The organism is Amycolatopsis azurea DSM 43854 (assembly GCF_001995215.1).
Lineage (GTDB): Bacteria > Actinomycetota > Actinomycetes > Mycobacteriales > Pseudonocardiaceae > Amycolatopsis > Amycolatopsis azurea.
In genome coordinates this window covers 52887-78830 of sequence record NZ_MUXN01000023.1, presented here as the reverse complement: position 1 = coordinate 78830, position 25944 = coordinate 52887, and the positions used below count along the sequence as shown (strand labels likewise).

The following is a 25944-nucleotide window of genomic DNA, read 5'->3' as shown; positions in this document are numbered from 1 at the left end:
TCAGGAGCGATCCAGTTTTGACGGCGACCTGACGAAACTGAACGGCGAGCCCCCGACGCCGGGAACCCCCCGCAAGCATCTCGCACGTATGCAGTACTCACCATCATCGAGTCCTGGCCGGTCGAACACCGGGCGTCCAAGGGGCGGCGCGGTGGTACGCCGGATGCGCGAGCGCGGTGAGTCCGTGCTCAGAAGATCTGAGATCGGGCGAGGCGAACCGGCAGCCCGGTATACGAGGGTCACCGTGTCACCCACTTGCCGAATTTCATCGTCACACCTGGTGGGTCGCTTCCCGGCATGACACCCACGCGTGTGGTCTTCTCGTCGAGTCGGCTCAATCCGGTCTTGTCCAGTGTTGTTCGCCACCCGCTGGGGAATACCACATAGGTGGCTCGGCAGACGAAAGGCAATCAGGGAGAGGGGCCGCCGACGAATCAGGGCCTCACGAGAACATCGCGAAGGAGTCCGATGTCATTCACCCTGAATAGATCGTGGATTCCACGTCGCATGCGCGCGAGTGGTTTGAGATGATGAATGTCGACGCTGGAAAGTGAGGAAATGTCATGAAGAACTCCACGCTCAAGGTCACACCCGAAACTCCCGAGGAATGCGAGGAGGCCGCCATTCGCGCGGTAGACCACAACAAGCCAGACGATGCCATGGTTTACTCCAACTTGGCCATCTCCAAGGCGATCAGCCGGCTGACGGACGCTGTCGACCAGCAGAAGCGGTGAGCCGGTCCGGGCAGACTCCGTCCGGATAGCTCACCTCTTTCGCAAGGCGGTGAGGCGGTGACTTCTCGCACCTGGTCGCGATGAGTTGTGAACAGAGCGGGTTCTCGCCGTTCGATCAGAGCGCGAGGGTGAAGGTGTCGAAGACCTTCCGGCGCTGGTTCATCTCAACGTCGCCGCTCGATGGTGTGGGGATGAGCTGGCGTCGTCGTAGCCAGTCAGGAGTACGGTGCCTTTGAAGAGTCGGGCTGGACAGTATTCGGCACGCGGCACGCGGCACGCGGCACGCGGCGCGCGGCGAGCGGCAAGGTGTCGAGGCAGTGCGGAATGCGCCGCCTGCGGAATGCTCGATCTTCTGTAGAAGGCAGCCGGGAACCTCGGCACCAGGATCAGTGAAACAGACATGATGGCGGTCGTGGAGTTCCGGCAGGGCCGCACGTCGACCTCGAACTGCCGTGCTCCTGACGGCTTTCCTTGGCGACGCCATTTGTCCGCGAGTGTCGTCGAAGCAACAAAGTTCTCGTGAGACCGGGAAAGCAGAGGCCGGCGATCGTGGTTCACCGGCCTGAACGCCCGACAGTTTTTCCGAGCATCGGGTAGCGGGTGGGACTCAGCTTCGGGCGGCGTTCGTGCAGGCAGCGTCAAGAAGCGGACTTTCACGGCTGCTGCTGAACCCGCCTAGTCGCTGCGGTTGCTTCAGGAACTCAGCCGGGCTGTCGACACCAGCCCGAGGCTCTGTCTTATTCTTGCCCGTGTCTTCGGCGAAGAAAGTGTACGATCTCAGAACACCGGTCAGTCTTTCGTCGCATGCTGCCAAGATCGGCTTCGGTGGGTCGAGGTGTTTGGCTGCGACAAATAAGTGACTCGTGAAGATCGCGCGTTTTACAGCCTTTTTTTGTGGGGGAATTAAAAGCCTGACCTCGACATCAGCGTGAGATACCGTCGCGGACGGGCGGCGGCACCACTTCAGATTGGTTCCCGGCCGAGATGGCGTGGCCGGGTCAGTCCCTTTGCGAGAGGACGTCATGGACATCGTTGCCGCCCCGGCCGCTCAGCCGACATCCTGTCCGATCGGGCCTCTTAGTGCGGACGAGCGGCGCTTGTGGGCGTTGGAAGCGCTCTGCGATCCGCTCACGATCGGCATCCTGAGTCGGCTCCGGCTGCCCCGGCGGTGCGACTGCCTCGAACTGGGTGCCGGCCGCGGTTCCATCGCGAGATGGCCGGCCACTCAGTGTTTGCACGGGTCGGTGCTGGCCACGGACACCGACATCCACCATCTCCGACGGGTGCACGAGCCGAACCTCACGGTCGTCCGGCACGACGTGGTCGACGGGCCCGAGTTCCGGCCGGGGTCATTCGGTCTCATCCACAGCCGGGCTTTGTTCACGCATTTGCCCGATCGTGATGCGGTGCTGTCCCGGGTCGCCGGGTGGCTGGCGCCGGGCGGATGGCTGGTCGTCGAAGAACCGATCCTGCTTCCCACGGGAATGTTGCTGGATCCTGCGGTCGGTGCCGCGCTGACCGCGTTCGAGCACCTCATGGCCGACGCTCTGGGCAGCGATTTCCAATGGGCGCGGAACATGCCTGCCGCGTTGCGCACCGCAGGCCTGGTCGAGGTCGACGTCTCCGGAGCGTTGGCCGTCACCAGCGGCGGCGGCGCCATCAACGAGTTCTGGCGAGTCACCCTCGCTCACCTGGGTGCCGACATGGTCGACGCCGGCCTCACCGACCACATGACGCTGCGACACGCCCTCGACCGGCTCAACGACCCCGACTACCGCGACTTCACAATGGCCTTCGTGTGCGCCTGGGGCCGCTCAACCTCTTGACGGCATCGGCAGGCGAGGCCGTGTCCAGCGAAAGATCGGCCTTTGTGATCCCTTGCTGAACCCGGCAGGGGTACATCTCACGCCTGCGGACCTGGCTCGGCCGTGACCAGAACGTCGGCCTCTGCTTGCCCAACGTCGAGGCCGACGGCGGTGGCTACCGGCTCGATGAGCAGCGAGTGGCAACGCTTTCAACAGCTCGTTCGCCCGGCCTCGACCAGGATCTTGCCAACCGCCGGCACCAACTGGAAGCAGCCCTCGCCCTGGTCACGGGCATGCTCTTCGGCAATATCACTAATGGCCGGTATGCCTGGAGCTCAGGGTTCCAGCGCAAGATGATCGACGCCATCGTCGACGTGGCCCACACTGGCCGACACCTGCCAGAAAGCCGGCGATCTCCCCGGTGCCCGCCGAACCGTCCTCCGCGGGCTCGTCGCCGAACCAGGCAGCGAACTGCTGTACCGCGACCTGCTGCGTGTGGAGTACCGGGCAGGCGACCTCAGCGCAGTGAAGAACACCGCGGACAAGCTGGCCGAACTCGCTGCCGCCCTGGATGTCGACTTCGACGACGAGACTGCTGCACTAGTGCGTGAAGTTCTCGGTCGCAAGACCAGCGATCAAACGGGTCAATCAGGCCCGGTGAGGAGGGGCTCGCCAGGAATTTACCATGCTCACACTGAAAAGCGTCGCGATAGGCATGGTTCGTTTTCGCTGGAAGGCGCGGAACAGAAGGAGAGAACACGTGTGTTGCGATGCTGACGCTCGGATCAGCCTGGGCGGAGTCGAAGCTGTTACGGCGCAGAACAAGGAGGTAGCCGTCTCTGCTGAGCCGGGGTCTGAGCTGAGGGACGCGTTCGGCTACTGCCCGATGGGGATGTATTTACCGGCACTGTGACGGCGGAACAGAGGCGACGATCGGGCTCGACGCCCGAGACTTCTAGGGGCGAAATTCTCCACGTTTGTGTGGGTCCAGGCGTGTCCAACTCCAGTTCGGTGTCCGCTGGCGCGTTGTCGAAGCTTGGTGGAGCGGCGGCGTCGTTTGTATCGCTGGCTTCTACGGCGAAGCACGAGCTGTCGGCGTGGCGGGTGTCCGGACGCTCGCCACGCCAGCAGCTAGGTGGGACGCGTAAAGCAGTGTGACGACGCGGGGTGACCATCGTGCCCGGTCCCCGTCTGATGCTCACGGATTCGGTGAATATCGCGTAACTCTTCGTGAATTCCGCCTCCTTATTCGGCGCTATAGTGGCTGATGCATGGTTCTTGTCGTGCATTTGCTCGTGCAGGTGCACATCGGAAGAGTGGTGTTCCGTTCATTTCGTTGTGGCCCGTGTCCGGCGCTTGCCATAGTCGTCTCGCTTGAAGATCACCATGGCCGCGCCAAAAGGAGTGGCCGGATACGAATTTCGGAGTTGTCATGGTTGGCAGATCTTTGGAAAGAACGTCCTTCAGCACCGGCGGTGCCGAGACCGGTGAAATCGTCGTGGCAGGCCGGTTCGACCATCCAGCCCGGGGCATGGTGAGTTGCCCGGCGGCGCCGCTGATCGCCGAACTCGCCCAGGAACTGGGTTTCCGGGTACGCATCGCAGACCTGCGAGCCTCGGCGGCGGGGGAATCCGTCGCCCACACGATGTCGTATCTGGATCACGACGGCAGGTCGATGGGAGTGGGAGTGGCGATCGGAATCGCCGACGAGCCCGCGGCTGTGCTGGCGCGGGAGCTGATCGAGGGGTGGTCGTCCGCGGTCCGCACCCGGCGCGTTCTCGTCGCGGCGTCCGAGACCAGGGTCGGCAGCGGGGAGGCGGCTCCGGCGGTGGCGGCGAGGGTGCTGGATTTCGTCCGGCGAGGTGACACCGTGCTGGTGATCGGTTCGGTGGGGCCGGCGGAGGCGGTCGCTGCCTGTGCCGGGCGAGCCGCAGTGCGGGTGGTGGCGCCGGACCAGGCTTTTCCTGTGGAAGGAATCGATCCTGACCGGGTCTCGTATGTGGTGGCGCCGGATACACCGGTCGAGGACGCCGCCGAGGTGGTGAAGGTGCTGCGGCACCGGTTCCCCCGGTTGCGGGGACCGCATCCCCGTGAGTTCGGTTACGAGGCTTCGGACCGGCGTGAGGCGTTGTGGTCGGTGGCCGCGGCCGCCGACGTGCTGCTGGTCTGTGGTCCCGAGGGTGAGAGTGCCGGTGAGGAACTGCTCGGCTGGGCCCGCGTGACAGCCTGTCCGTCACATCGGGTCGGCAGGCTCGCGGACTTACGTGTCGAGTGGCTGGCTGGGGCTGCCACCGTGGGGTTGGCCGTGTCCGGCCCGGCCGGGACGTCGGTGGCCGAGGACGTGATGACGGTTTTGGCCGGTCTGGGGCCGCTCGCGGTCTTGCATCGCAGGGTCGTCACCGAGCCGTACCGGCAATTTCGGACGACACGGAACGGTACCGACACGATCGTGTTTCACGACGTGGCATTTCATGCCGCCTTGGCGAGGGATACCTCGGCGGCCTTGTGTGTCACTGAGCGCGCGGGGGGATAGGCGACGTGTGGCCGCAGACGTGCTCGTAGTGTTTCCAGCGCGGTGTCGGCGCGCTGGGAACGCAGGTGGGGGTAGTCGTCGAGGAACTGGTTCCACGTCTGGCACGCGCGGTCAAGCTCACCGCCGTCGAGGTGTAGTTCGGCCAGCCGGGCCAGGGTGATCGTGCGGGCCCGGCGCTCGGTCGGGGGCCGGTGGCGCAACGAGCGGGTCAGTGCGGAGACTGCGGCGGGGCGTTCGCCGAGGCAGGCGCGGACGGCCGCGTGGTGGTGGGACAGGGCGGCAGGATGGTAGGTACCCACCGGGGACGCGGTATCGCGGGCGTGATCGAGGTAGTTTTCGGCGGCGCGCAGGTGGGTCACGGCGTGGCGGTGGTCGTCTGCGGCGGCTTCGGCGGCGGCGACCTGACCGACCAGGAACGCGCGAGTGAGCGCGGGCGCGCTTCGGGGAAGCGCGCGGGCCGCCGTGGTGGCCAGATCGACCGCCGCCATCCGGTGTCCGAGCATCCGGGCCTGCACACTCAAGGCCCGCAACGAGATGGCGTAGTGCACGGCGTCCCCGGCGGCACGGGACAGGCGGGCAGCGATGAGGTAGTACCGTTGCGCGGCACCGTGCAGTTCGTCGTCGAAGCACAGGAAACCGCAGAGGTAGCACAGCTGTGCCGCCGTGCTGAACATGTCGGTCCGCACGGCGGGTGCCGCCTCCAAGCGCAGCTGCGGCGCGATCGTGGTGTGCAGGTAGCGGGCGAGCGCCGGGCGGACGTGCCCGCCGCCGAAGGTCAGGTCCGCGGTGGAGAACAGTTCGAGCATCGCCTTGGCGGCGTCGAGTTCGGCGCGTTCGACCTTGCCCTCGTTCTCTGCCGGGCGTACCGCGCCCACGACGCTCGCCAGATCGGCCCAGCCGGGAACGGACAAGGCCGCCAGGCTGAAGACGCATCCGGAGAGCGTGCGCCGGGTGGCGGCGCCGTCGCGGCATAGGTTCGTCAGTTCGGCGGTGGCGTCAGTCCGCCACCATGGCGGGGCTGCGGCGGTCGCGCCACGCTCCAGCCCAGTGGCCGCCGCCGTGACTCGACGGCCCAGCCGGCGGGTGAGCGCTTCGGCGACTAGCTCCGGGACCGGCGGGAGCGGGCGGGTGCCGGACATCCAGTGCGCGACGCTGGTGCGGTCGTAACGCAGTCGCAGTCCCGCCTCGGCGCCCAGCCTGTTGGTGTGGTCCGCCAGTTTCTGGCCGGTCCAGCCGGATTCGGCGAGCAGGTTCCGCAGCAAGTGGTTCGGCGGCACTCGGATCCCCTTCCTCGGCGGACTCTCGTCAAAGAGAACTACCCACTGGCGCGCCGGTTGAATTGCGCCAATCGGGTGTGCGTCGTCGAAGCGGTATCAGCCGCCGCGGAAGCGGACCGTCGCTTTCAACAGTGCCCCGGTCCGCAACAACTCGGACGTCGCACACACCTTGGCTGGCGAGGCCGGTGCGGGCTTACTTGAAAGAGGCGCGACTCATAGACAAGTCGTTGCCGCACTACACACAGCAGCTGAGGAGGTCTCATGACGACGATCCTGTTGGCCGGGGGACCGGCTTCGCTTGACCCGGTCCGCGAACTGCCCGAGGAACACCTTCCGGAGCGGTTGTCCGTGGACCACGGCAGGTGGCACGAGCATTTCGAACGCACCGACGTGCGTGACGTCGCCAAAGGCGGTCTGGTCCGCGTGTTCCGCTGGAGCTACCGCACCGCGATCGCCGAATAGTTTTCACCGACACAAGGAGGAGTGAGCCGCTGTGGCGAATCAACCACGGCATGACCCGATCGCCGTCATCGGGGTGGGCTGCCGATTCGCCGGAGGAGTGAAATCCGTCGAGGACTACTGGACGCTCTTGGACACCGGAATTCATTTTTCCGCACCCCTGCCCGCGAATCGCGGCTGGGATCTGGAATGGCTGCGTGACCCCGAATCCTCGGCCACGGGCGATTCGCCGGTATCCCGAGGTGGTCTTTTCGAAGACCTGAGCGGTTTCGACGCCGGATTCTTCGGAATGGGGCCTCGTGAAGCGACGATGCTGGATCCTCGGCAACGCCTTCTCCTGGAATTCGCGTGGCGGGCAGCCGGATCCGCGCGGATTTCGCCGTGCTCGCCGCGCGGGATGCCGACCGGTGTCTATGTGGGGATCAGCGACTCCAACTATCACGCGATCGGAGAACCGGAACACCGGCCCGGCGGGACGAATACGGATCTGGCGACCCGCGGTTCGATCAGTGTGGCCTCCGGACGTATTTCCTACGCTATGAACGGCTGCTCAGCGACTGGATTCCCGCCGTGCCGGAGGTGACCACGCTCTTCATCCATCCGCGTGACAGCCGGTTGCCCGAACTCTGGCCAGGAAGGCACGACACCAGCGCCGTGGGCGGTACGCACCTGTCCATGATCGAAGAACACGCGCCGGAAACCGCCCCGAAGCATCCGTCAGCGGCTCGCCTGTGCGACCAGGAGGAGTAACTCATGAAAACCGTCGACCCTGAACTGGACCATGGTCCTCACTCCGTAACACCAGCAGATCTGGTAGGTGCTTGGCTATTGGACGAGGTGTTCCTCTCGTGCGGGGATAGGAGCGCGCGTCCTCGCTGCCGGGGCACGCTACTCTACACGCCTAGCGGGCACTTCTCGGCGATTGTCCACGTCGCCTCCCGAGGAATGCCCAGGCTCGGCAAATCCTTGGGCTACACCGGTTCCTACACGGTGGAGCGAGGAGTGATCACTCATCACACGCTGGTCGCGACCTGGCCGTTCGGCGCGGGAAGCAGGCAAACGCGATGGGCCACGTTGATTCCGGGCGACGGTTCGGCCGATGTGCTGCGGCTAAGCGGCGCCCCTGACAGGCCCGTGCAGTTTTTGCTGACCTGGCACAGAACCAAATAAGCCTGGACATCGTTGCCCCGCGGCAGCTCAGCCGACATCCCGTGCGGCGGGGCCACTCAGCGCGGACGAGCGGCGCTTGTGGGTGCCGGGAAGCACTCTGCGATCCACTCACGATCGGCATCCTGGGCCGACTCCGGCTGTCCGGCAGTGTGGTGTCCATGAGCGATCTGGTCGAGTGGACGGCGAGCCCGCTCTTCGACAGCGTCTTCGCTTACACCTAGCCGAGAGCATTGGCATCCATCGACTACGCGCCGCTGAAACCCCGATCCGACTGGGTGTTCGCCAACGAGACAGCCTTCGCCGTCTACACGAAGATCCAACGCGGTCCGCTCACCGACTTGGCAGCGCTCACCACCCAGCTCCGCAGCCGGGTGGTGATGTCGATCGCCGTTTCCGTCGCACGGGACGATCGACGTCCTCGATGTCCAACCCTCGCTACGGTCCATCGCGTGCCACACAGCCCGGGCCGCTGGGGTTTGCACCGCTCTCGAAGCCCGTCCTCCGATTGAGTACGAAGAAGGGTGAACTGTGACTGAACAACGACACCAGCCTATCGCGATCGTCGGCATGGAATGCCGTTTTCCTGGAGGGGTGGAAACTCCTGAGGATTACTGGCGGCTGCTCGACTCGGGACGCCACTTTTCTACATCATTGCCCACTGACCGGGGATGGGATCTCGCATGGCTGTGCGACCCGAACGCGAAGGCCACGGGTGAAACCGTTGTGCGGCAAGGGAGTTTCTTCGCCGACGTGAGCACCTTCGACGCCGGGCTCTTTCGCGTCAGCCCGCGTGAGGCGACGTTGATGGACCCGCAACAACGGCTGCTGTTGGAGAGCACGTGGCGGGCCATCGAACGTGCGCGCATCCCCGCTGATTCCCTGAGCGGGTCGCGCACCGGAGTCTACGTTGGGCTCCGTGATTCCAACTACCACTCCGCGGGCACGCCGCCGCAGGCGGGGAGTGGCGCGGAAGCCGACCTGTTGACCGGAGACGCGATGAGCGTGGCGTCTGGTCGGCTTTCGTATTTGCTGAACCTGAGCGGTCCCGCCGTGTCGGCGGACACTGCGTGCTCGTCGGGTTTGGTGGCGCTGCACTTGGCGGTGCGGGCGCTGAGGATGGGCGAGTGCGACATGGCGATCGCTGCCGCGGTGTGCGTGTTGTCCACACCGGAGTTGTTGGTGGAGTTCGGCCGTGCGGGGGCGTTGACCAGTGATGGCCGGTGTAAGTCGTTCGCCGCCGAAGCCGACGGGTTCGCTCCGGGGGAAGGCGTCGTGTCGGTGGTGCTGATGCCGCTGGACCGGGCATTGGAGACCGGGCGGCCAGTCTGGGCCGTGGTACGTGGTACCGCCGTCAACCACGACGGTACCGGGGCGGGGTTGACTGTGCCGTCCGGTGCGGCTCAAGAGGCGTTGATCGCGGACGGGCTAGCCGACGCCGCACTGCGGCCGGACCAGGTCGACCTGGTGGAGGCGCACGGCACCGGGACCAGGGTCGGCGACCCGATCGAGGCCCGGTCGATCCAGGCCGCCTATGGCACCAGGGATCCCGCGTCGCCGGTGTGGCTGGGGTCGGTCAAGTCCAATCTCGGCCACACGCAGGAGGTCGCGGGTCTCGCCGGGGTGGCCAAGGTCGTCATGGCGTTCGCGGGCGAACGGATGCCCGCCACGCTGCATGTGGCCAATCCGACTCCGGAAGTGGACTGGTCGACAGGTAATGTGCGGCTGCTGCGGGAGGCACGGGATTGGCCGCGCGGCGACCGGGTGCGCCGCGCTGGTGTGCTGGCCTACGGGATCAGCGGGACGAACGCGCACGTGCTGCTGGAAGAGCCGCCCGAGCCGGCCCCGCGCCGCGCCCGCCCGGCTGCGAAGAGGCCCGGGCTGAAGCTGTGGCCGTTGTCCGCGGCCTCGGTGCCGTCGCTGCGCGGGCAGGCCGCGGCGATGGCCGACTGGGTGCGTGACCGCCCCGACGTCGATCCCGGGGACATCGGCTGGTCCCTGGCGACCACCCGCGCTTCGTTGCCCGAACGCGCCGTCGTGGTGGGCGCGGACGTCGAGACCCTGCTGACCGGGCTGGACACCCTTGCCGACACCGGGACGTTGTCCGAGGAGGCAGGCGCTCGGGCACGGACGGACTTCTCGGCGCAGCCGGTGTTCGTCTTCCCCGGGCAAGGCCCGCAGTGGGCGGGCATGGGTGCCGCCCTGTGGGACGAGTCCCCGGTCTTCGCCGAGGCGTTGCGCCGCTGTTCCCATGCCTTGGGGCAATGGCTCGACTTCGACGTGGCCGACGTGGTGCGGGGCGTCAGCGGCACGCCGCCGCTGGAAGAGTCGGAGGTGGTCCAGCCCGCGCTGTTCGCGATGTATGTGTCCCTGGCCGAGGTATGGCGGTCGCACGGCGTGCGACCTGCGGCGGTGATCGGGCACAGCCAGGGCGAGATCGCCGCCGCGTACGTTGCCGGCGCCTTGACCCTGCCGGAAGCGGCTCAGGTGGTGGTGGGGCGTTGTCGAGCGCTCCGGAAGGTCACCCGGGACGGCGCGATGGCGGCGCTGGGGCTGTCCGAGGAGCGGGCCAGGGCACTGATCGACCGCTGGCGCGGCAGGCTCGACGTGGCCGCCGTCAACGGTCCTGCCGCCACCACGGCCGCCGGGGACACCGAGGCCGTGGACGAACTGCTCCGGCACTGCGAGGCCGAGGGCATCTGGTCCCGGAAGGTGCCTGTCGACTACGCCTCACACTGCTTCCACATGGAGGCGGTCCGCGACGAATTCCCGATGCTGCTCGCGGGATTGCGGCCGACCGCGCCGGTCATCCCGATGTTCTCCACCCTGACCGGGCGAAATGTGGACGGCGACGTCCTGGACGCGGACCACTGGTACCAGGGAATCCGCCAGTCGGTCCTGTTCGAACAGGCCGTGCGCCGGGCGATGGGGCAGGGGTACCGGCGGTTCGTCGAAGTCTCACCGCACCCGGTCCTGACGGGCTCGGTGCGGGACATCGCGGCCGACCTGGGGGTCGACGCACTCGCCGTGGCGACGTTGCGGCGCAGGCGCGGCGAGTTCGCCCGCGTGCTGGCCGGCGCACACGTGGCCGGGATCGAGGTGGACTGGTCCCGGCAGTACCCGCACGCGGTCCAGGTCGACCTGCCGACCTACTCGTTCGAACACAACCGCTACTGGATCCCGGGCATGTCGCGGTTGCGCGACCTGTCTTCGGCAGGCGTGCGGGAAGTGCAGCACCCGTGGCTCGCCGTGTCGACCGATCTGCCGGGCGGCGTCACGGTGCGGACCGCCCACCTGTCGTCGATCGCTCAGCCGTGGCTGGCCGACCACTCCGTGTTCGGCTCGGCGATGCTGCCGGCAACCGGGATGCTGGAACTCATGCTGCACGGTATCGCGGACACCGGAACCGGTCGCTTGGAGGACGTGATGCTGCACTCGCCGCTCGCGTTGACCGAGAGCGGCGCGGACGTCCAAGTGCATACGGATCCACCGGCCGAGAACGGCCGTCGCACGGTCAGGTTGTACTCGCGTGCCCGCCTGCCCGGTGCTCCGTGGACGCACCACGCGGACGCCGTCGTCACCGAGCCCCACGACGCCGAACCGGTGAACGCCGTCGAGTGGCCTCCTCCCGGCGCGGAACCGGTCGACGTCGAGGAGCGGTACCGAGAGCTGGCCGGGAAGGGGTACTTGTACGGGCCGGCGTTCCGCAACATGAAAGCCGCCTGGCGGACGGACGGACGGATTTCCCATCTCGAGGCGGTGATCGAACCGCGGCCCGCGGACCAGGGCTTCAGCGTCCATCCGGCGCTGCTGGACGCGGCCCTGCACGGCGTACCGCTCGATGGGGAAGACAGGCGGATCCTGTTGCCTTGCGCGATCGACTCCGTCACCGTGCACAGCCGGGGCGCAACGACGTTGCGCGCGGCCATCACCGGCGACTCCGATCGGGTGGACCTGCACGCCACCGACGCGTCCGAGAGGCCTGTGGTCGACATCCGAGGGCTCTGGTTGCGTCCCACGACCGCCCGCGCGCTGCGCGCCACCCGCACGGCAGGGGACGCCAGCACGTTCGACACCGCGTGGCGCGCCGTCGAACCGGCCACCCCGCCGCCGGGCCGATGGAGCGCGGTGAGCCACTGTGACGACCTGCCGGTGGAGACGAACCACGACAGCATGGCGAAGCTGATCGCCACGTTGTCGGCAGCCGGGCCGGCGCCCGACGTGGTAGCGCTGGACTGCCGGGAGCGTCCGCGCGTCAACCAGGGCACGGAAACCGGGCGACTCCGCGAACGGCTGCACCGCGTGCTCGCCGACACGCAGGCGTTCCTGGCCGAGACCCAGCTGGGGCAATCCCGGCTCGTGCTGCTCACCCGTCACGCTCAGAGCACCGCGTTCGGCGAGCCCGTCGACGACCTGTCCGGTGCTGCCTGCGCGGGGCTGCTCCGTTCCGTGCACAAGGAGTATCCCGACCGGGTGCGGGTGGTCGACCTGGACGACGACGTGCCGGATCTCGCCGTTCTCGCCGCCGCCGCTTCCGCGGGTGAGCCGGACGCCGCGTTGCGTGACGGCAGATGCCTGGCACCTCGTCTCGTCCGCTCGAGTGACGAGGCGCTGGAACTGCCGGCAGGCGAAACGCCGTGGCGGCTGGCGCCCGGGTCATCGGGAACGTTCGAGGATGTCTCCGCCGGCGTCGCGCAGGACCTGCGCATACCGGTCGGGGAAGGCAGGGTCCGGCTGAGGGTCGAGGCGACCGGCGTGAACTTCCGGGACACCATGATCTGTCTCGGACTGCTCGAAAGCGACCGGATCGGCTGGGAGGTGGCGGGCACCGTCGTGGCGACCGGCCCCGGGGTCTCCGCACCGCGGGCCGGCGACCGGGTGGTGGCTTTCGCCGGGGACGGCGGTGGCTTCGCATCGATGGCGGACCTCGACCATGAGCACGTGTTCCCGATGCCACGCGGGTGGACCTCTGCCCAAGCCGCCGGTATCACCATCCCGTTCGTGACCGCCTATCACGCGCTGCACGTCCTCGGCCGCGTGCGACCGGGGGAAAAGGTCCTCGTGCACGCCGCGGCAGGCGGGGTCGGCACGGCGGCGGTTCAACTCCTGCGGGCATGGGGTGCGGACGTCTACGCGACCGCCGGCACGACAAAACACCCGACGGTCGTGAACCTGGGCGTGCCACCGGGGCACATTGCCGATTCGCGGTCAACGTCCTTCGAGCCCCGTCTGCTCGAAGCCACCGACGGGACCGGGTTCGACGTCGTCCTGGGCAGCCTCACCGGGGAGTTCGTGGACGCGTCGTTGCGGCTGCTGCGGCCAGGAGGCCGCTACCTGGAGCTGGGCTTGCGGGACGTCCGCGATCCGGAGGAGGTCGCCGCCCGGTATCCCGGCACCACCTATCATGCCTTCAATCTGGTCGAAGAGCCGGCGGGAACGTTCCGGCGGGCGTTCGACGCGCTCCTGCCGATGTTCGAGGACGGGACGGTCCGGCCGTTGCCCGTGCGGTGGTCGGGTGTCCGGCAGGCGCGCCAGGTGCTGCGCCGGCTCGGCCAGGGGCACACCACGGGCAAGGCCGTGCTCACACCACCTCGCGAGCTCGACCCCGAGGGCACGGTCCTGATCACCGGGGGTACCGGCACCCTCGGTGGGCTGTTGGCCGTCCACCTCGCCACCGCGCACCGCGTGCGCCACCTGCTTCTGGTGAGCCGACAGGGCGAACAGGCCCCTGGCGCGACGCGGTTGCGGAAGCGGCTGGCCGACATCGGCGCCTCGGTCACGATGACGGCCTGCGACGTCGCCGACCGGGACGCGTTGGCGACCGTCCTCGCCGATGTCCCCGAGACACACCCGTTGACCGCCGTCGTGCACGCCGCCGGTGTCCTGGACGACGGCCTGGTCGCCGACCTGACACCCGAACGGCTGGACACCGTGCTGCGGTCCAAAGTGGACTCCGCGGTCAACCTGCACGACCTCACCTCGGATCTGGACCTGCGGGCGTTCGTCCTCTACTCCAGCGTGATCGGCCTGGTCGGCTCTCCTGGGCAGGCCGCTTACTCCGCTGCCAACGCCTACCTCGACGCGCTGGCCCACCACCGGTGCCGGCTCGGCTTGCCGGCGGTCTCCGTCGCCTGGGGGTACTGGCAGGAGGACAGTGCGCTGACCGCGCGGATGGGCCGCGCGGACCGGGCCCGTGCCGCTCGGCAGGGATTCCTCCCCGTACCCACCTCCCAGGCCCTGAGCGCCTTCGACACCGCTCTGGAACTGGGTCGGCCGAGCGTGGCCGTCACCGCGCTGGCCGTGCTCGACGACCAGTCGTCCGACCTGTTCGCCGACCTTCCTCACCGCCCGAGCGGTCCCGACAGGGCAGCCGGGGACGGAGAGCGCGCGGCTCTGCTGGCCCGTCCGGCGGGGCAGCGGCTCGACGCGATCACCAGCCTGGTGCGCAGGCACGCCGCGGCGGTCCTCGGTCACTCGGGGCCCGAGGACGTCCCGCACGATCAGCCCTTCCGACGTGCGGGCTTCGACTCGCTGTCCACCGTCGAACTCCGCACGAGGGTCGCCGCCGCGACCGGCACCACGCTCGCCGCCACGGTATTGCTCGACCACCCCACTCCGGTCGCGCTGGCCCGGTACGTCGACACCCTGCTCGATGACGCGGTGGACGACGGCGCGGTGGACGACGGCGCGGTGGACGACGGCGCGGTGGACGACGGCGATGCCGGGGTGGACGCAGCCCAGTCGTTCGTGACCGAAGTCCTGACCACCTGGCGCGACGGCGACGCACAGCGGGCACGCCTCATGCTCGATGAAGCCGCACGAGACAGGGCTGCCGGTGGTCTGCCGAGGCCTACATGGCACCGGCTCACCACGACTCCGGCACCTCTCCGGTTGCTCTGCGTGCCGCCGATCATCGCCTCCGACGCCGTGTCGCCGTATGCCACGTTGGCAGACGGGCTTGAGGGCTCGTGCGAGGTGTGGACGACCCGGCTGCCCGGGTCCGTCGAAGGCGAGCCCGTGCCGCACAGCCTGGACGAGTTGGCCGAGGCTTGGGCGAAGTCCGTGCCCGATGGCGAGGTGTGCCTGCTCGGGCACTCGTCAGGATGCCTGCCTGCCCACCACCTCGCCGAAACTCTGCGTCGACAGGGCAGGGCGGTACGGGGACTGGTCCTGCTCGACGCCGCGACTCCGAGCACGCTGCCGGAGCACGTGGCCAGGACGGTCCTCGACCGACTGGCGCAGGCGTCGGCCACGGTGAGTCTGGCCGCGATAACCGCGTTCCGCAGATACGAGCTACTGCTTGACGCCGAGAGGGACCCACGGCCGGACGTGCCGGTGCTGTTCCTGCACCCCCAAGACAGTCGCCTCCACGAACTCTGGTCGGGTCGGCTCGAAATGCGGGAGGTGTCCGGCACCCACCTGTCGATGCTCGAAGAACACGCCGCCGAAACCGTCCGGTCAATCCGGGACTGGCTCGACCTCCCGGAGGCGGACGTGCGGACGCCCCGACCGGCGAGCCGGAACGGACAGCTCCTGCCCTCTACCGTTCGTGCTGACTCGTAACCGGAAACGTGGTCACCGCCCCCACCCCGGACACGGCCGGGGGTGGGGGCTCGCGTCGTCCAGCAGCCACCGGCCAGGGATGACCGCCCGGTGCCTTCGAGGTGGTGACATTCTGCGAGATCGCTTCGCTTGGGTAGATCAAGACGAGGGCCAGTGGACCGGCTCCGCCGATCACGCCAGGAGGACATCCCGTGTCAGGGCGCCGACGTGCTCGAAGATCAGGATCTCAGGCCGCCCTCTCGGACGGATGACTTAAACGGCGACGCGGAATCTCGGCGGCACGGTGATCAACGGGCGCGAATGACTGCGGCTCGGCTGCGGGTTCGTGTGACCAGGACAGTGAGGGCACGTTCAGAGGTTGTGTGGGTGGTGATTCCACCAGGGGGAGGAAGTTCGGTCGGTGGTGTGTAGCTGGTAGGCGGGGCGTTCACCGCGCCAGCATGCGCCGAGTTCTCCGAGTAGGTTCGCGGACGTTCTGAAATGGTGCTGGTCGTCGTGGTGTGTGGCCGTGTCGGCGGTGGCGTGTGCCATGGGCTGTGCCGTGTTGGTGAAGTCGAGGATCGTCTGGATGACTGTCGCGGCCCATGCGGTACTGCGGGCTTCACCGGGCGAGGTGACGGGCCGGAGTGTCAGGGACTGGTCGCAGGCGGCGTTGGTCCGGATCAATTCCCTGGCGAGGAGGTATTCGATGGTGTCGGCATTTCGTTGTCTGCTGACCCATTCGGATGGATCGGCGCTCGCTGCGGCCAGTCCGCAGGCTCGGGCCAGGCCGAGGCCGTCCCAGAGGGCATCGAGTATCGGATGCGGTGAAGGGGTGACGCCTGGCAAGGAGATCGAGAGTCTGGTAAGCGCCGAGGGCATGTCGTCGAGTGTGTCAAGCACGCCGTAATTGTTCACTGGAGACGACCGAGTCGCACGCGGGATGACACTGTTGAGGCAGGCCTGGCTTCACCTGGCGTCTGTCACTGCTCGGAAGCTCCCTTTTCTCTGTGCTGGTCAGCTTCGTTGTCGAGCCCTTCTCGTTCGTGTCGGCCTGGGCCATCCAGCAGGCGGGCAGGATTCGCTGACTTCGAGCTCCTGGCGGTCTCTCAGGCCGTCTTGCTGGCCCCGGGCTAGCGCGACAGCCCGGAATGCGCGGGATAAACCTTCGAGACGATCGACAGTCTTTCAGGCGAAAAGCCGCCGGCTTTGCATACTCGAGTCCGTCATCTGAGGGTAACGCTCACAGTTTCCGGCGAACGGAGGGTAGCGTATATAGAGTTTTTCAAGCGACTGATGTCAGGGGTGTTGAATTGCGTTTCGGGGACTATTCTTCTGTGGGTTTGCGGAGGGTGATGTGGAGGTAGCTTCGGCTGCCCGATTCGAGTGCGTCCTGGTAGAAGCGGAGGATTTCCTCCAGGGCATCGACTTGTTCTTGTGCTCCCTTGGCGATCAGGTCGGCGCGGTGGGTGTCGATGCGTTGGAGGACATGCCCGAAGGTGGGCTTGACCCTTTCAGTTATGTCTGCGAAGTCGATGATGTGGAAACCCGCGTCCGCGGCGAGTTGTTTGTAGGTCTCCCGGGTGATCATGGCGGCTTCGAGTGCCTTGATGTCGGATCCGGTGTTCACTGCGTCCTCGCGTGCGACGCCATCGGAGATGACCAGTAGTGCTCCGGGGCGGAGTACGCGCTGGATCTCTTTGAAGGCTTTGAGTTTGTCGGGGATGTGCAGCAAGCTCTCGATGGCGATCGCCGCGTCGAATGATTTGTCCGGGAAGGGGAGGTCGATCGCGTCGGCGACGTGGAACTCGGCGCGCCGGCCGAGGCCTTGTGTGTGGCTGGCGGCGTTGGCGAGCCGGACTTCTTCCTCGCTGATCGCGATTCCCGTTACGGAGGCTCCGGTGCTGTAGAGGATGTGAAAGCCGGGGGCGCCGGTGCCGCATCCCACGTCGAGAAGCCGTTGTCCTTCGTGCAGACCGGTGGCGGCGGCGACCTGGTCGGTGAGCTGGTTCTGGGCCTGGTCGAGAGGCAGGCTCTGCTGATCCTCGTCCCAGTAGCCGAAGTGGAAGTTGTCGCCGACGAGGGTGCGCAGTGCTTCGGCGCCGTCGTAGAACGGTTCGAGCGCATCGGTAGCGTGATCGGTGTTGTCTGCCATGTGGGCCTTTCTGCTGTTCTTCTCTGTGTTCTTTGAACTTCTTGTGTTCTCTCCAGCGGTCTGGTGGTCTATCCAGCTGAGTACGGTGATCTTTCAGGTGAGGCGGCGGGGCGTACGATCTCGGCTTGGGCGGCGAACCCGAGGTGTCCCAGGCCTGCCTGTTCGGCGGCTGTCATGGTGTCGACCGCGGCGGCGAGGATGGTGCCGCGGTATCCGTCTTTTTGCAGCACGGCCAGGGCGATGCGCGCTCCTGCGACGTGGGTGGAGAGCGTCGCCTGGTCTGTTTCGTGTTCTCCGGTGGTGATCGCCTTGGTGATCGCCTTGGTGTCGTTGCGGAGGACTTCGATGGCCAGGTCGGTGAGATCGTCCACGACGGTGGCGGATACTCCGTTCTGCAGGACGTAGGCAGCTGCTTCGGTGTAGGCGGCCAGCGCGGTGATGAAGAATCCGCCGGCCAGTCCGACGTCGAGCAGGTTCGCGGCGGCCGCCTGGTCCGACACGTGGTATGAGGCTTCGGCCAGGCTCATGAGCGTCTGTCGGTGTTTCGCCCAGGTGTCGGCCGGGCCGGAATAGACCAGGGCCGCCTCGGCCGTGCCGATGCTCCGCGGGTGGCACAGGATGACGCCGTCGAGGTATGTGGCGCCGCGTTCGGCAGCCCATTGTTGTGCCTGGGTGGCTTGATCCGGGGTGCCGCTGCCGAGGACGACGAGCGTGGTTCCGCTCCAGTCGGTGGCGGTTTCGAGGACTTGCAAGGTGGCCTCGTAGGTGGCCAAGCAGGCGATGACCAGGGGAGCGGAGCATACGGCCTGGTCGGCGGAGGAGACCGGGCTGATGGAGTCTCCGGCGAGGTCGCGCGCACGTCGGGGAGTGCGGTTCCAGATCGTGACCGGGTGCCCGTGGGCGGCCAGGGTGCGGATGAGGGCTGAGCCCATCAGACCGCAGCCGATGACCGCGACGTCGTGGCTGCCGGCTGAGTCGCTGGTGTGTGTCACGTCAAACCGCCGTTCGGTGCGTGGTGTGCCGGGTCAGGTGACGAAGAGGCCGTCGGCAAGCATGTCGTCGAGGCTGGCTTCGAAGGCGTGCGCGATCTGGTCCAGGTCCTCAGGGGTGTGCGCGGCGCTGAGAAGGAACCCGTGTAGCTCTGGCAGGTACACCTTGTGCCTGCGCATGTAGTACGCGAGTGCGATGGTGGCTTTGAAGTTGCTGCCTGCCATGCGGTCGCGGTAGAGCCCCGCCTCGCGATGGCTGAAGTTGAGGGAGAAGAACGTGTTGCTGGCGCTGAGCCGGCAGGCGATGTCGCGCTTGCGGGTCGCTGCGCGCATCACGTCGGCGAGCTGCTGGGTGTGGTTGTCCAGCTGGGTGTAAATGTGCCGGTTCTCGTCCAGGTGTCGTAGGGTGGCCGCGCCTGCAGCGCAGGTCAGGGAGTTGCCACTGAAGGTTCCGCCGGCGAAGACTCGGTTCTCGTAGTCACTGAACGGGTCCTGGGTGCTCTTCGCCATGTCGATCAGCTCGCCGCGTCCCACGATCGCGCCGCAGGGCAGGCCTCCGCCGATCACTTTTCCCAGGCAGGTGAGGTCGGGGTGGACCGCGGCCGTGATCTGGGCGCCGCCGTAGGCGACGCGGAATCCGCTGACGACTTCGTCGAAGACGAGGGGTATTCCGAGTTCGGTGCACAGTGCCCGCAGTTCGGTCAGGAAGGGCACGTCGAGGGAGACGACGGAGGTGGGCATCGGTTCGAGCAGGACGCAGGCCAGGTCGTCGGCGTGCTCGCGCAGTCGTACGAGGCCGGGGATGTCGCCGTATTGCAGCACCAGCGTGCCGTCGACCGTGGCGGGGTCGGCGCCGAGGCTTCCGGCGATGGGCGTCGGACGGTCTCGCCCGCCGGAGAAGCGGTACCAGGAGCTGACCATTCCTTGGTCGGAGAAACCGTGGTAGTGGCCTTCGAACTTCGCGACCGTGGCTCGGCGTCGGCGGCCGCGGCACATCCGAAGGGCGAGCAGGATGGCTTCGGTGCCCGAGTTGCACAGCACGGCCTTGTCGGCGGCAGGGAACGCGGCGACGAGCCGTTCGGCGAGTTCCACCTCGTGGTGATTGCCGATGCCGTTGACCAGACCGCGGTCGGCGGCATCGTGGATCGCGGCCGTGATCACCGGGTGTGCGTAGCCCAGCAGGTGAGGGCCGTATCCGCCGTGGAGGTCGATGTATTCGTTGCCATCGAAGTCGCGCAGCCGGCCGCCGGAGGCCTCCCGGACGAAGGCGGGGAACACACTGGGAAAGAAATAGCGGTCGATGTGCGTGGGTGCCACCAGAGTTCCGCGGGCGCGGTCACGCATCTTCAGTGAGGCGGGCATCTGCTGGGTGAACGCTTTGGTGAACTGGTCCTCCACCTCCTCGCTCATGTACGGCGAGTACCGGTCGGTGAACTTCCGGGCGTTGCTCCAGATGTCCATGTCGGGGTCCAGCTGGGCCGCGAAGCCTTCGCCGGACAGGAACACCAGCTCGACCTTGGTGAAGTTGGTGGTGTACTGGGCATTGAACCGGCGCAGGACCTTGTTCACGTCGTTGAAGTAGGCGACGGTGGACCACCGGCTGGAGTTGAGGTCGAAGTGGTGCCGCAGCACCTGGGTCATCTGAGTGGTGTATTCGGCGCGACGGGCATCGAGTTCTGGTCCGGCCAGCACGAAGTGGCGGGTGAAGCGATCGACCGCGGTGTCCCACTGCTTGCGGCTGCAGGCGTAGTAGAAGGAGGACAGGCCCCACTTCTCGTCCTCGCTCAGCTCCACGGTGATGCCGAAGTCGAGAAGGATCAGCTCGCCGGCGGGGGTGAACATGATGTTGCCCGGGTGGGGGTCACCGTGACTGATCCCATGCATGTACAGCATGGTGTAGATGGTGTCCTGCAGCCGTTGCGCCAGTCGTGGGCGCGGCAGGGCGACCTCGTCGGCGCGCTTGCCGGGGATGCCGTCCATGAACTCCATGACCAGCATGCGGTCGGTGACCAGCTCCGCCAGCACTGCGGGGACCCGCACATAAGGATGCGCGGCGAAGGTGGCGTGGAAACGCTGCTGCTGGCCGGCCTCCTGCTTCATGTCGGCCTGGGGCCGGAGCAGCCGGGCCAGCTCATCGAAACGCCGAGGCAGGTCCAGGCCGCGTGACGATGGCACTCCGAGGTGCACTAGGCGTACCAACGCACCGAGAGCCCGCAGACTTTGGCTGATCTGCTCGGGAACGCCGTCCTTGACCAGTTTCACCGCGACCCTGCGCCCGTCATGCAGCTCGGCGGAGTGGACCTGCGCTACCGAGGCACTGGCCACCGGCTGCAGCTGGAAGGCGCGGAAGATGTCCTCCAGCGGGCTTGCCAGCTCTCGTTCAACCGCCCTGCGCACCGCGTCCGGCCTCATGTGCGGAGCCTGGTCCTGCAGGGTCCGCAGGGTGGTGACGAAGTGTGGCGGCAGCAGGTCCGAGCGGGTGGCAGCGATCTGGCCCAGCTTGATGTAGATCGGCCCCATCCGGGTCAAGAATTTCAGGATGGACGTGGCCCGGCGCTGGTCCCGGGCGGCCGCGTCGCGGTCACGCAGGGCGGCGATGCCGTACTGCGCCGCTCCCCAAGCGGCGAGAGAAGCCGCCTTGGTCAGGTGCTTGAGCATATCCGGCTCCTGATCGACTGTCAGAGGACGAAGGTGAAGGCCGCGAAGGACATGCCGGCGCTGCCCACCCAGCCGACGGCGCGCTGCCCCTGCCGCAGCCGCCCGGCGGAGAGGGCCGCCTCGATGGCGGCCGGTATCGAGGCCGAGACAACGTTGCCCATCCGGTCGTAGACGTGATGGACGGCGTGGCCGAGTCCGACCCGATCGGCCGCCGTCTGCCACCAGCGTTTGCTGGAGGCGTGGGTGAACAGCGCGGCTACCTTGTCACGAGGTGGATCGAGCCGCTCGAACACCGTCTGCGCTTCAGTTTTACCTACCTCGTGCATCTCAAGGCCGAAGGAAGTGAAGACACCGACGCCGTTGCGGGCCAGTTTGTCGGAAGGCTCACAAAATCCTTCGTAGCCCTCGAGAGTGACGTTGCACAACGCGGCGAGGTCAGGGCGCGAAATGAAACGGAACTGCCAGGGCTCACCGTCTTCTGCGGTGAGCACGGTCGCGGTGGCGGCTTCGCCGAGCGTGTAGGCGGGAAGCGTCGATTCCAGCGCTTCGAGGCGTTTCAGCCGGAACACGTGGGGGACGACCGGCCCGCCGGCCCGCATGTTGAACTCCGCGTTGACGATCATGGCAGTACGGAACGAGCCGGTCGCGAAGAGGGATTCGGCGACCTGGACGGCTCTGGTCCAGCTCATGCAGGCGTCGATGATGTCGAAGCAGTGCGCCTGGTGCAGGCCGATGGCGTGGGCGGCGTGGTAGGCGCCGCCGGGCTCGAGGAAGCCGCGGCCGATACCCGTGTAGATCAACACGTCGATCTGGTCGGCGGCCAAGCCGGCCTGATCGAGGGCGGTGTGTGCCGCGGTGCGCAGCAGTTCGATGGGGCGTTCACCGGCATCGAGCCAATATCGGGTACGGGCTCCGCTGTAGCGCAGGAATCCGCCGATCTTGTTCAGGGCGTGCTGCAAATCGCCGTTGAAATGACCATTGCTGTGTTTGCTGATCAGTTCCGTGATGTCGGAATTGGTCACCTCCCGGGAAGGCAGGGCGCAGGAAACGGCACGAAGTTTCACGCGGTTTCTCCCTGCGGCCAGTGCGGACGCGATTCCTGGTCGGTTTCGTTGCAGGACATGGTGGCGATCCTTCCCATGAAAGGTGCCCGTCACAGCGCTCGTTCACTCGCGGGCAGCGGTTTCGCGATGATTCGCGCGCCGTCGGCAGGCGTGATGGTGACGTTCTTGCACACAGCACGTTCCGGGCCAGGCCGGTGGGCGCTGAGCGCGCGCAGGGACAGCACTGTCCGCAATACCTCGACGGCCTCGAGCGTGGCGAGATTGGCGCCGATGCAGCGCCGCACCCCACCGCCGAAAGGAAGAAACACGTGCGCCGGGACGTCACCCCGCAGGAAACGCTCGGGACGAAAGGCTCTCGCGTCCGGGTAGTTCCGCGGGTCCATGTGCACGATCCCGATCAACGGCATCAAGGTGGCCCCTTTGGGGAGCCGGAAGCCTGCCAGTTCGACGTCCTCGGTCAGCGTCCAAGTCAGCTCGAACACAGACGGACGTCTCCGCATCGTCTCCTTCACTACCGCCTCGAGGTAGGCGGTGTCGTCGGTGAGTGTGGCGCGTGTCGCGGCCCGCGCCACCTCGGCGTTGCGTGCCAACTCGTGCAGGGCCCAGGCCAACGTGGTGGCGGTGGTCTCGTGGCCCGCGTACAGCAGCGTGATGATCTGGTCACGGATCTCGGCGGAAGTCAGGTGTTCCCCGCGGTCACTGGCACTCAGCAGTCGGGAGAGTACGTCAGTGCGCCGCTCCAGATCCGGCGACTGGCGCTGCTCCTCGATGGTCCGGTAGATCAGGCTGTCGATCTCCTTGAGCGCCCGCGCCGCACGCCGCCACGGGCCCCTGTCGCGCACGAAGGTCTTGTCCAGGCCCAAAAGGATCACGAGGTCGGTAGCCGGGAGCCTGGTGATCAGGACGCGCAACCTGTCCATGTGCGCGCCTTGGACGGCGCCGAACAGAACGCGCCAGATCACCTCGAGAGTCAGCGCGCGCATCCGGGCGAGACTGTTCACCGGACGCCCGGTGGGCCAACTTCGCACCTCACGCTCGGCCAGCGCGCGCACCGTGTCGCGGTAGCCACGCACAGCGGACTTGCCGAAAGCGGGCGCCATCAGCCGACGCAGCCGGCGGTGCTCTTCGTCGTCGGACAGGATCAGGGAATGCCCGCCCAGCACGGTCCGCAGGATCGAGCTGCCTTCCCCCATCCGGAACCTCGGGGGAGGTGAGGCGAACATAGCCGCGATGTGCTCGGGATCGCAGATGAAGACCACGGTGCGCCACGGGTAGACCCTCAGCACGATCACATCGCCGTATTTCTCGCGCAGGCGTAGGGCCCATAGGTGGCGTTTCCAGGTGAAGAGCACTGTCTGCACGGGCCAAGGAAGACGTGGCCCCGGCGGGTGCTCCAGGTGCGTGACATCGCGGCCGACGGGTTTGATCAGCATGATGCTCGGTCTCCTTCTGCCCGACGCGGGACGATGAGGTCGTGCCTCCCGGCGGCTTTACGGGATGCGGATGGCTTGCCCGGCATAAGCCAGCCCAGCACCGAATCCGATCAGCACAGCCCACTGGCCCGATCGCACCCGTCCGGTGTCCACCAGATGGTGAAGGGCAAGGGGGACCGACGCTGAGCTCGTGTTGCCGGTGAACCGCACGTCGTCGGCGACCACGACCTTCTCCGGCAGATCAAGTCCCTGTCCGATACGCTGGATCAACTTCCAGTTCGCCTGGTGCGGGATGAAGGCAGCCACGTCGTCCCAGCCGATGCCCGTCACCGACAGGATCTCCCGCACAACGGCGGGCACGGTGGAACAGGCCCATCGGGCGATCGCCAAGCCATCCATCCGCAGCGCGGGTCGCGCGGAGGCGGGGCGGGCGGCCCCCAGAACACCGGGGGTGACTGCCAGCGCTGCCGCCCTCTCCCCAGCTGACCCCCACACCACCGGCCCCACGCCGCCGGGACCGTCCGTGGCGGTGACCACCGCCGCTCCGGCTCCGTCCGCGAAGACAGGAGCGGTGGCTTGATCCTGTGGATCAACCAAGTCCAGCATGCGATCCGCGCCGATGACCAGCACCGTGGCGCAGCTACCGCCGGCGATCAAAGAGCTGGCCACGTGCAGGGCGTAGCAGAACCCCGCGCACGCGATGTTCAGGTCGAACGCGGCGACGCTCAAACCGAGCGCCGAGGTGACCTGCGGGGCGATGGACGGGCAAGGCTGTGGATTGGTCGACGTCGCGACAAGTACGGCGTCGATACGCTCAGCCGACACCTGCGCGGCAGTGAGAGCCTGCTGCGCGGCGGCGAGCGCCATATGGGTCACGGATTCGGTGGGAGCGGCCACACACCGGGTTTCCACACCGGTCCGCGACACGACCCACTCTCGGTTCTTCCCCAGGGCTGAGGCGACGTCTTGGGAGTCCACCTGCGTGGGACGGTAGGAGCCTACGGCCACCACGCGACAGGACCGCGACAGAGAAGACTTCACGCACTGGCTCGCTTCGTCGCACGACTGTCCACGAACTCGAGAATCTTGCGAGGCGTGGTGAGCACGGTCGCCTGCTCGTCGCTGATCTCGATCTGGCAGGTATCGCTGAGGACCGTCATCAGCTCGGCCCTGGCCAGCGAGTCCACATCCAGCTCGTCCAACGGCTGCTCCTGGGCCTCCGACGGCAGGGTGATCCTCTGATCAGGAGTGGCATTGGGCCCGTGCACGACGTGCGTCAGGATCTTTTCCAATTCAGCGACAGTCACAGTTCTCTCCCTCACTGCTATTCAATAGAAAAGATGGACGGAGGCGTATCCTCAAACACGATTCAGGTGATGTGAACGGGTAAGCGCAGGAACTACCGTGCGGCGGAAACTTTCCGGCAAGTGAATCGCAGTTGATCAATCATATTGGTGTCAGATTGTGTCAAATGCATCAACCTTTTGAAATTTCCAAGGTCATTTTATGTTTCTGATGACAATTTCTGATTTTTCGCAAGCGCTCGATATATGGCGAAAGCAGTATTTTATTGCCGCCCCATTCTATTGCTATGGCACCTCGCAGTGAACTTCGGTGTGGCAGGGCTGGTCGCGACCCGGCTGGCGGGCAGGGTGGGTTGGCATCTTGCGGGGGAGTGGTCGAGCTCAGAGTCTCGAGCTGATCGATCTTCTTTGTCGGGTTTGTGATTGCGACCTGCGGGTGCTGGATGTTGGCGAGTCGGATGTCAAGGTCGGCGTCGTCGAGCCGATCGGGCTGATTGCCGTCATCGAAGACTCCGTGAGCGGCTGGGCGGAGAACGGAGTCCGTGTCATAGACGCGGTCGGCCAAGTCGTAGACATGACTTCGCCCTCCTCGGTCGCGGGTGCGGTGGAATCGGATCAGTCCACGGCGTTTTGTTGCACGTGACAAGGTGTCCACCTTTCGCATTTTGAGGCTGTCACGTTGAATGATAGAACGTTCGTTTCGTGACAAGCGGACCGTACTACCGTGCGACCTGCAAGGTCAATGCCGAAACGAGATGACCGCGGGAACCACTGAATCTTCCTAACTCTTGCGCCATCGGGAAAAGATCACCGCCGACCTGTGA

At 66.6% G+C, this 25944-nt stretch carries 15 protein-coding genes; 6 read left to right on the top strand and 9 right to left on the bottom strand.

The genetic code is table 11. The features are described from left to right. Window positions 1-563 precede the first annotated feature (563 nt). The 3 genes from B0293_RS43575 (at window position 564) to B0293_RS28755 (ending at window position 5072) form a co-directional block, all read left to right on the top strand. A complete protein-coding gene (locus B0293_RS43575; RefSeq protein ID WP_005164826.1) occupies window positions 564-734 on the top strand; it encodes a hypothetical protein in 171 nt (56 codons plus the stop codon). A 1022-nt stretch (window positions 735-1756) separates the two neighbouring features. Next, entirely contained in the window at window positions 1757-2560 is an 804-nt protein-coding gene (locus B0293_RS28760; RefSeq protein WP_245192068.1) for a class I SAM-dependent methyltransferase, read from the top strand. Between the two features lie 1411 nt (window positions 2561-3971). Next, window positions 3972-5072, top strand: a complete 1101-nt coding sequence (locus B0293_RS28755; RefSeq protein ID WP_052014561.1) for a hypothetical protein — start codon at window positions 3972-3974, stop codon at window positions 5070-5072. Here B0293_RS28755 and B0293_RS28750 read toward each other — a convergent pair. Further along, entirely contained in the window at window positions 5009-6349 is a 1341-nt protein-coding gene (locus B0293_RS28750) for a tetratricopeptide repeat protein (protein ID WP_005164828.1), read from the bottom strand. The genes B0293_RS28755 and B0293_RS28750 overlap by 64 nt on opposite strands. A gap of 261 nt (window positions 6350-6610) precedes the next feature. Between B0293_RS28750 and B0293_RS28745 the strand changes: the two genes are divergently transcribed. The 3 genes from B0293_RS28745 (at window position 6611) to B0293_RS28725 (ending at window position 15538) form a co-directional block, all read left to right on the top strand. Then, window positions 6611-6811, top strand: a complete 201-nt coding sequence (locus B0293_RS28745) for a DUF5988 family protein (RefSeq protein ID WP_005164829.1) — start codon at window positions 6611-6613, stop codon at window positions 6809-6811. Window positions 6812-6842: 31 nt separating this feature from the next. After that, window positions 6843-7391 carry a beta-ketoacyl synthase N-terminal-like domain-containing protein gene (locus B0293_RS28740; RefSeq protein ID WP_039919300.1) on the top strand — a complete coding sequence of 183 codons (549 nt, stop codon included), beginning with the start codon at window positions 6843-6845 and terminating at the stop codon, window positions 7389-7391. 1115 nt (window positions 7392-8506) lie between these two features. Beyond that, entirely contained in the window at window positions 8507-15538 is a 7032-nt protein-coding gene (locus tag B0293_RS28725; protein WP_005164835.1) for a type I polyketide synthase, read from the top strand. Between the two features lie 351 nt (window positions 15539-15889). Here B0293_RS28725 and B0293_RS43235 read toward each other — a convergent pair whose 3' ends face one another. The 8 genes from B0293_RS43235 to B0293_RS28685 form a co-directional block, all read right to left on the bottom strand. Then, window positions 15890-16420, bottom strand: a complete 531-nt coding sequence (locus tag B0293_RS43235) for a hypothetical protein (protein ID WP_143254660.1) — start codon at window positions 16418-16420, stop codon at window positions 15890-15892. 424 nt (window positions 16421-16844) lie between these two features. Next, the gene (locus B0293_RS28715) at window positions 16845-17672 is read right to left on the bottom strand and encodes an SAM-dependent methyltransferase (RefSeq protein WP_005164840.1); all 828 of its coding nucleotides are present in this window, start codon (window positions 17670-17672) and stop codon (window positions 16845-16847) included. 68 nt (window positions 17673-17740) lie between these two features. Beyond that, entirely contained in the window at window positions 17741-18664 is a 924-nt protein-coding gene (locus tag B0293_RS28710; RefSeq protein WP_005164842.1) for an NAD(P)-binding domain-containing protein, read from the bottom strand. 33 nt (window positions 18665-18697) lie between these two features. Continuing rightward, complete coding sequence (locus B0293_RS28705; RefSeq protein ID WP_005164844.1) at window positions 18698-21319, bottom strand: aminotransferase class III-fold pyridoxal phosphate-dependent enzyme; 2622 nt, start codon at window positions 21317-21319, stop codon at window positions 18698-18700. 20 nt (window positions 21320-21339) lie between these two features. Continuing rightward, window positions 21340-22383: a 3-oxoacyl-[acyl-carrier-protein] synthase III C-terminal domain-containing protein gene (locus tag B0293_RS28700; protein ID WP_005164847.1), complete on the bottom strand. Its 1044-nt coding sequence runs from the start codon at window positions 22381-22383 to the stop codon at window positions 21340-21342. 89 nt (window positions 22384-22472) lie between these two features. Beyond that, complete coding sequence (locus B0293_RS28695; protein WP_005164849.1) at window positions 22473-23816, bottom strand: cytochrome P450; 1344 nt, start codon at window positions 23814-23816, stop codon at window positions 22473-22475. Between the two features lie 57 nt (window positions 23817-23873). Continuing rightward, window positions 23874-24824: a beta-ketoacyl-ACP synthase 3 gene (locus B0293_RS28690; protein WP_077241422.1), complete on the bottom strand. Its 951-nt coding sequence runs from the start codon at window positions 24822-24824 to the stop codon at window positions 23874-23876. A 29-nt stretch (window positions 24825-24853) separates the two neighbouring features. Continuing rightward, on the bottom strand, window positions 24854-25123 hold the full coding sequence (locus tag B0293_RS28685; RefSeq protein ID WP_005164854.1) for an acyl carrier protein: 270 nt from the start codon (window positions 25121-25123) through the stop codon (window positions 24854-24856). Window positions 25124-25944: the final 821 nt, after the last annotated feature.

Bases quoted from the DNA above. Each gene is read 5' to 3' on its own strand.
- B0293_RS43575 (WP_005164826.1), top strand. From the start codon at position 564: ATGAAGAACTCCACGCTCAAGGTCACACCCGAAACTCCCGAGGAATGC.
- B0293_RS28760 (WP_245192068.1), top strand. From the start codon at position 1,757: ATGGACATCGTTGCCGCCCCGGCCGCTCAGCCGACATCCTGTCCGATC.
- B0293_RS28755 (WP_052014561.1), top strand. From the start codon at position 3,972: ATGGTTGGCAGATCTTTGGAAAGAACGTCCTTCAGCACCGGCGGTGCC.
- B0293_RS28745 (WP_005164829.1), top strand. From the start codon at position 6,611: ATGACGACGATCCTGTTGGCCGGGGGACCGGCTTCGCTTGACCCGGTC.
- B0293_RS28715 (WP_005164840.1), bottom strand. From the start codon at position 17,672: ATGGCAGACAACACCGATCACGCTACCGATGCGCTCGAACCGTTCTAC.
- B0293_RS28705 (WP_005164844.1), bottom strand. From the start codon at position 21,319: ATGCTCAAGCACCTGACCAAGGCGGCTTCTCTCGCCGCTTGGGGAGCG.
- B0293_RS28695 (WP_005164849.1), bottom strand. From the start codon at position 23,816: ATGCTGATCAAACCCGTCGGCCGCGATGTCACGCACCTGGAGCACCCG.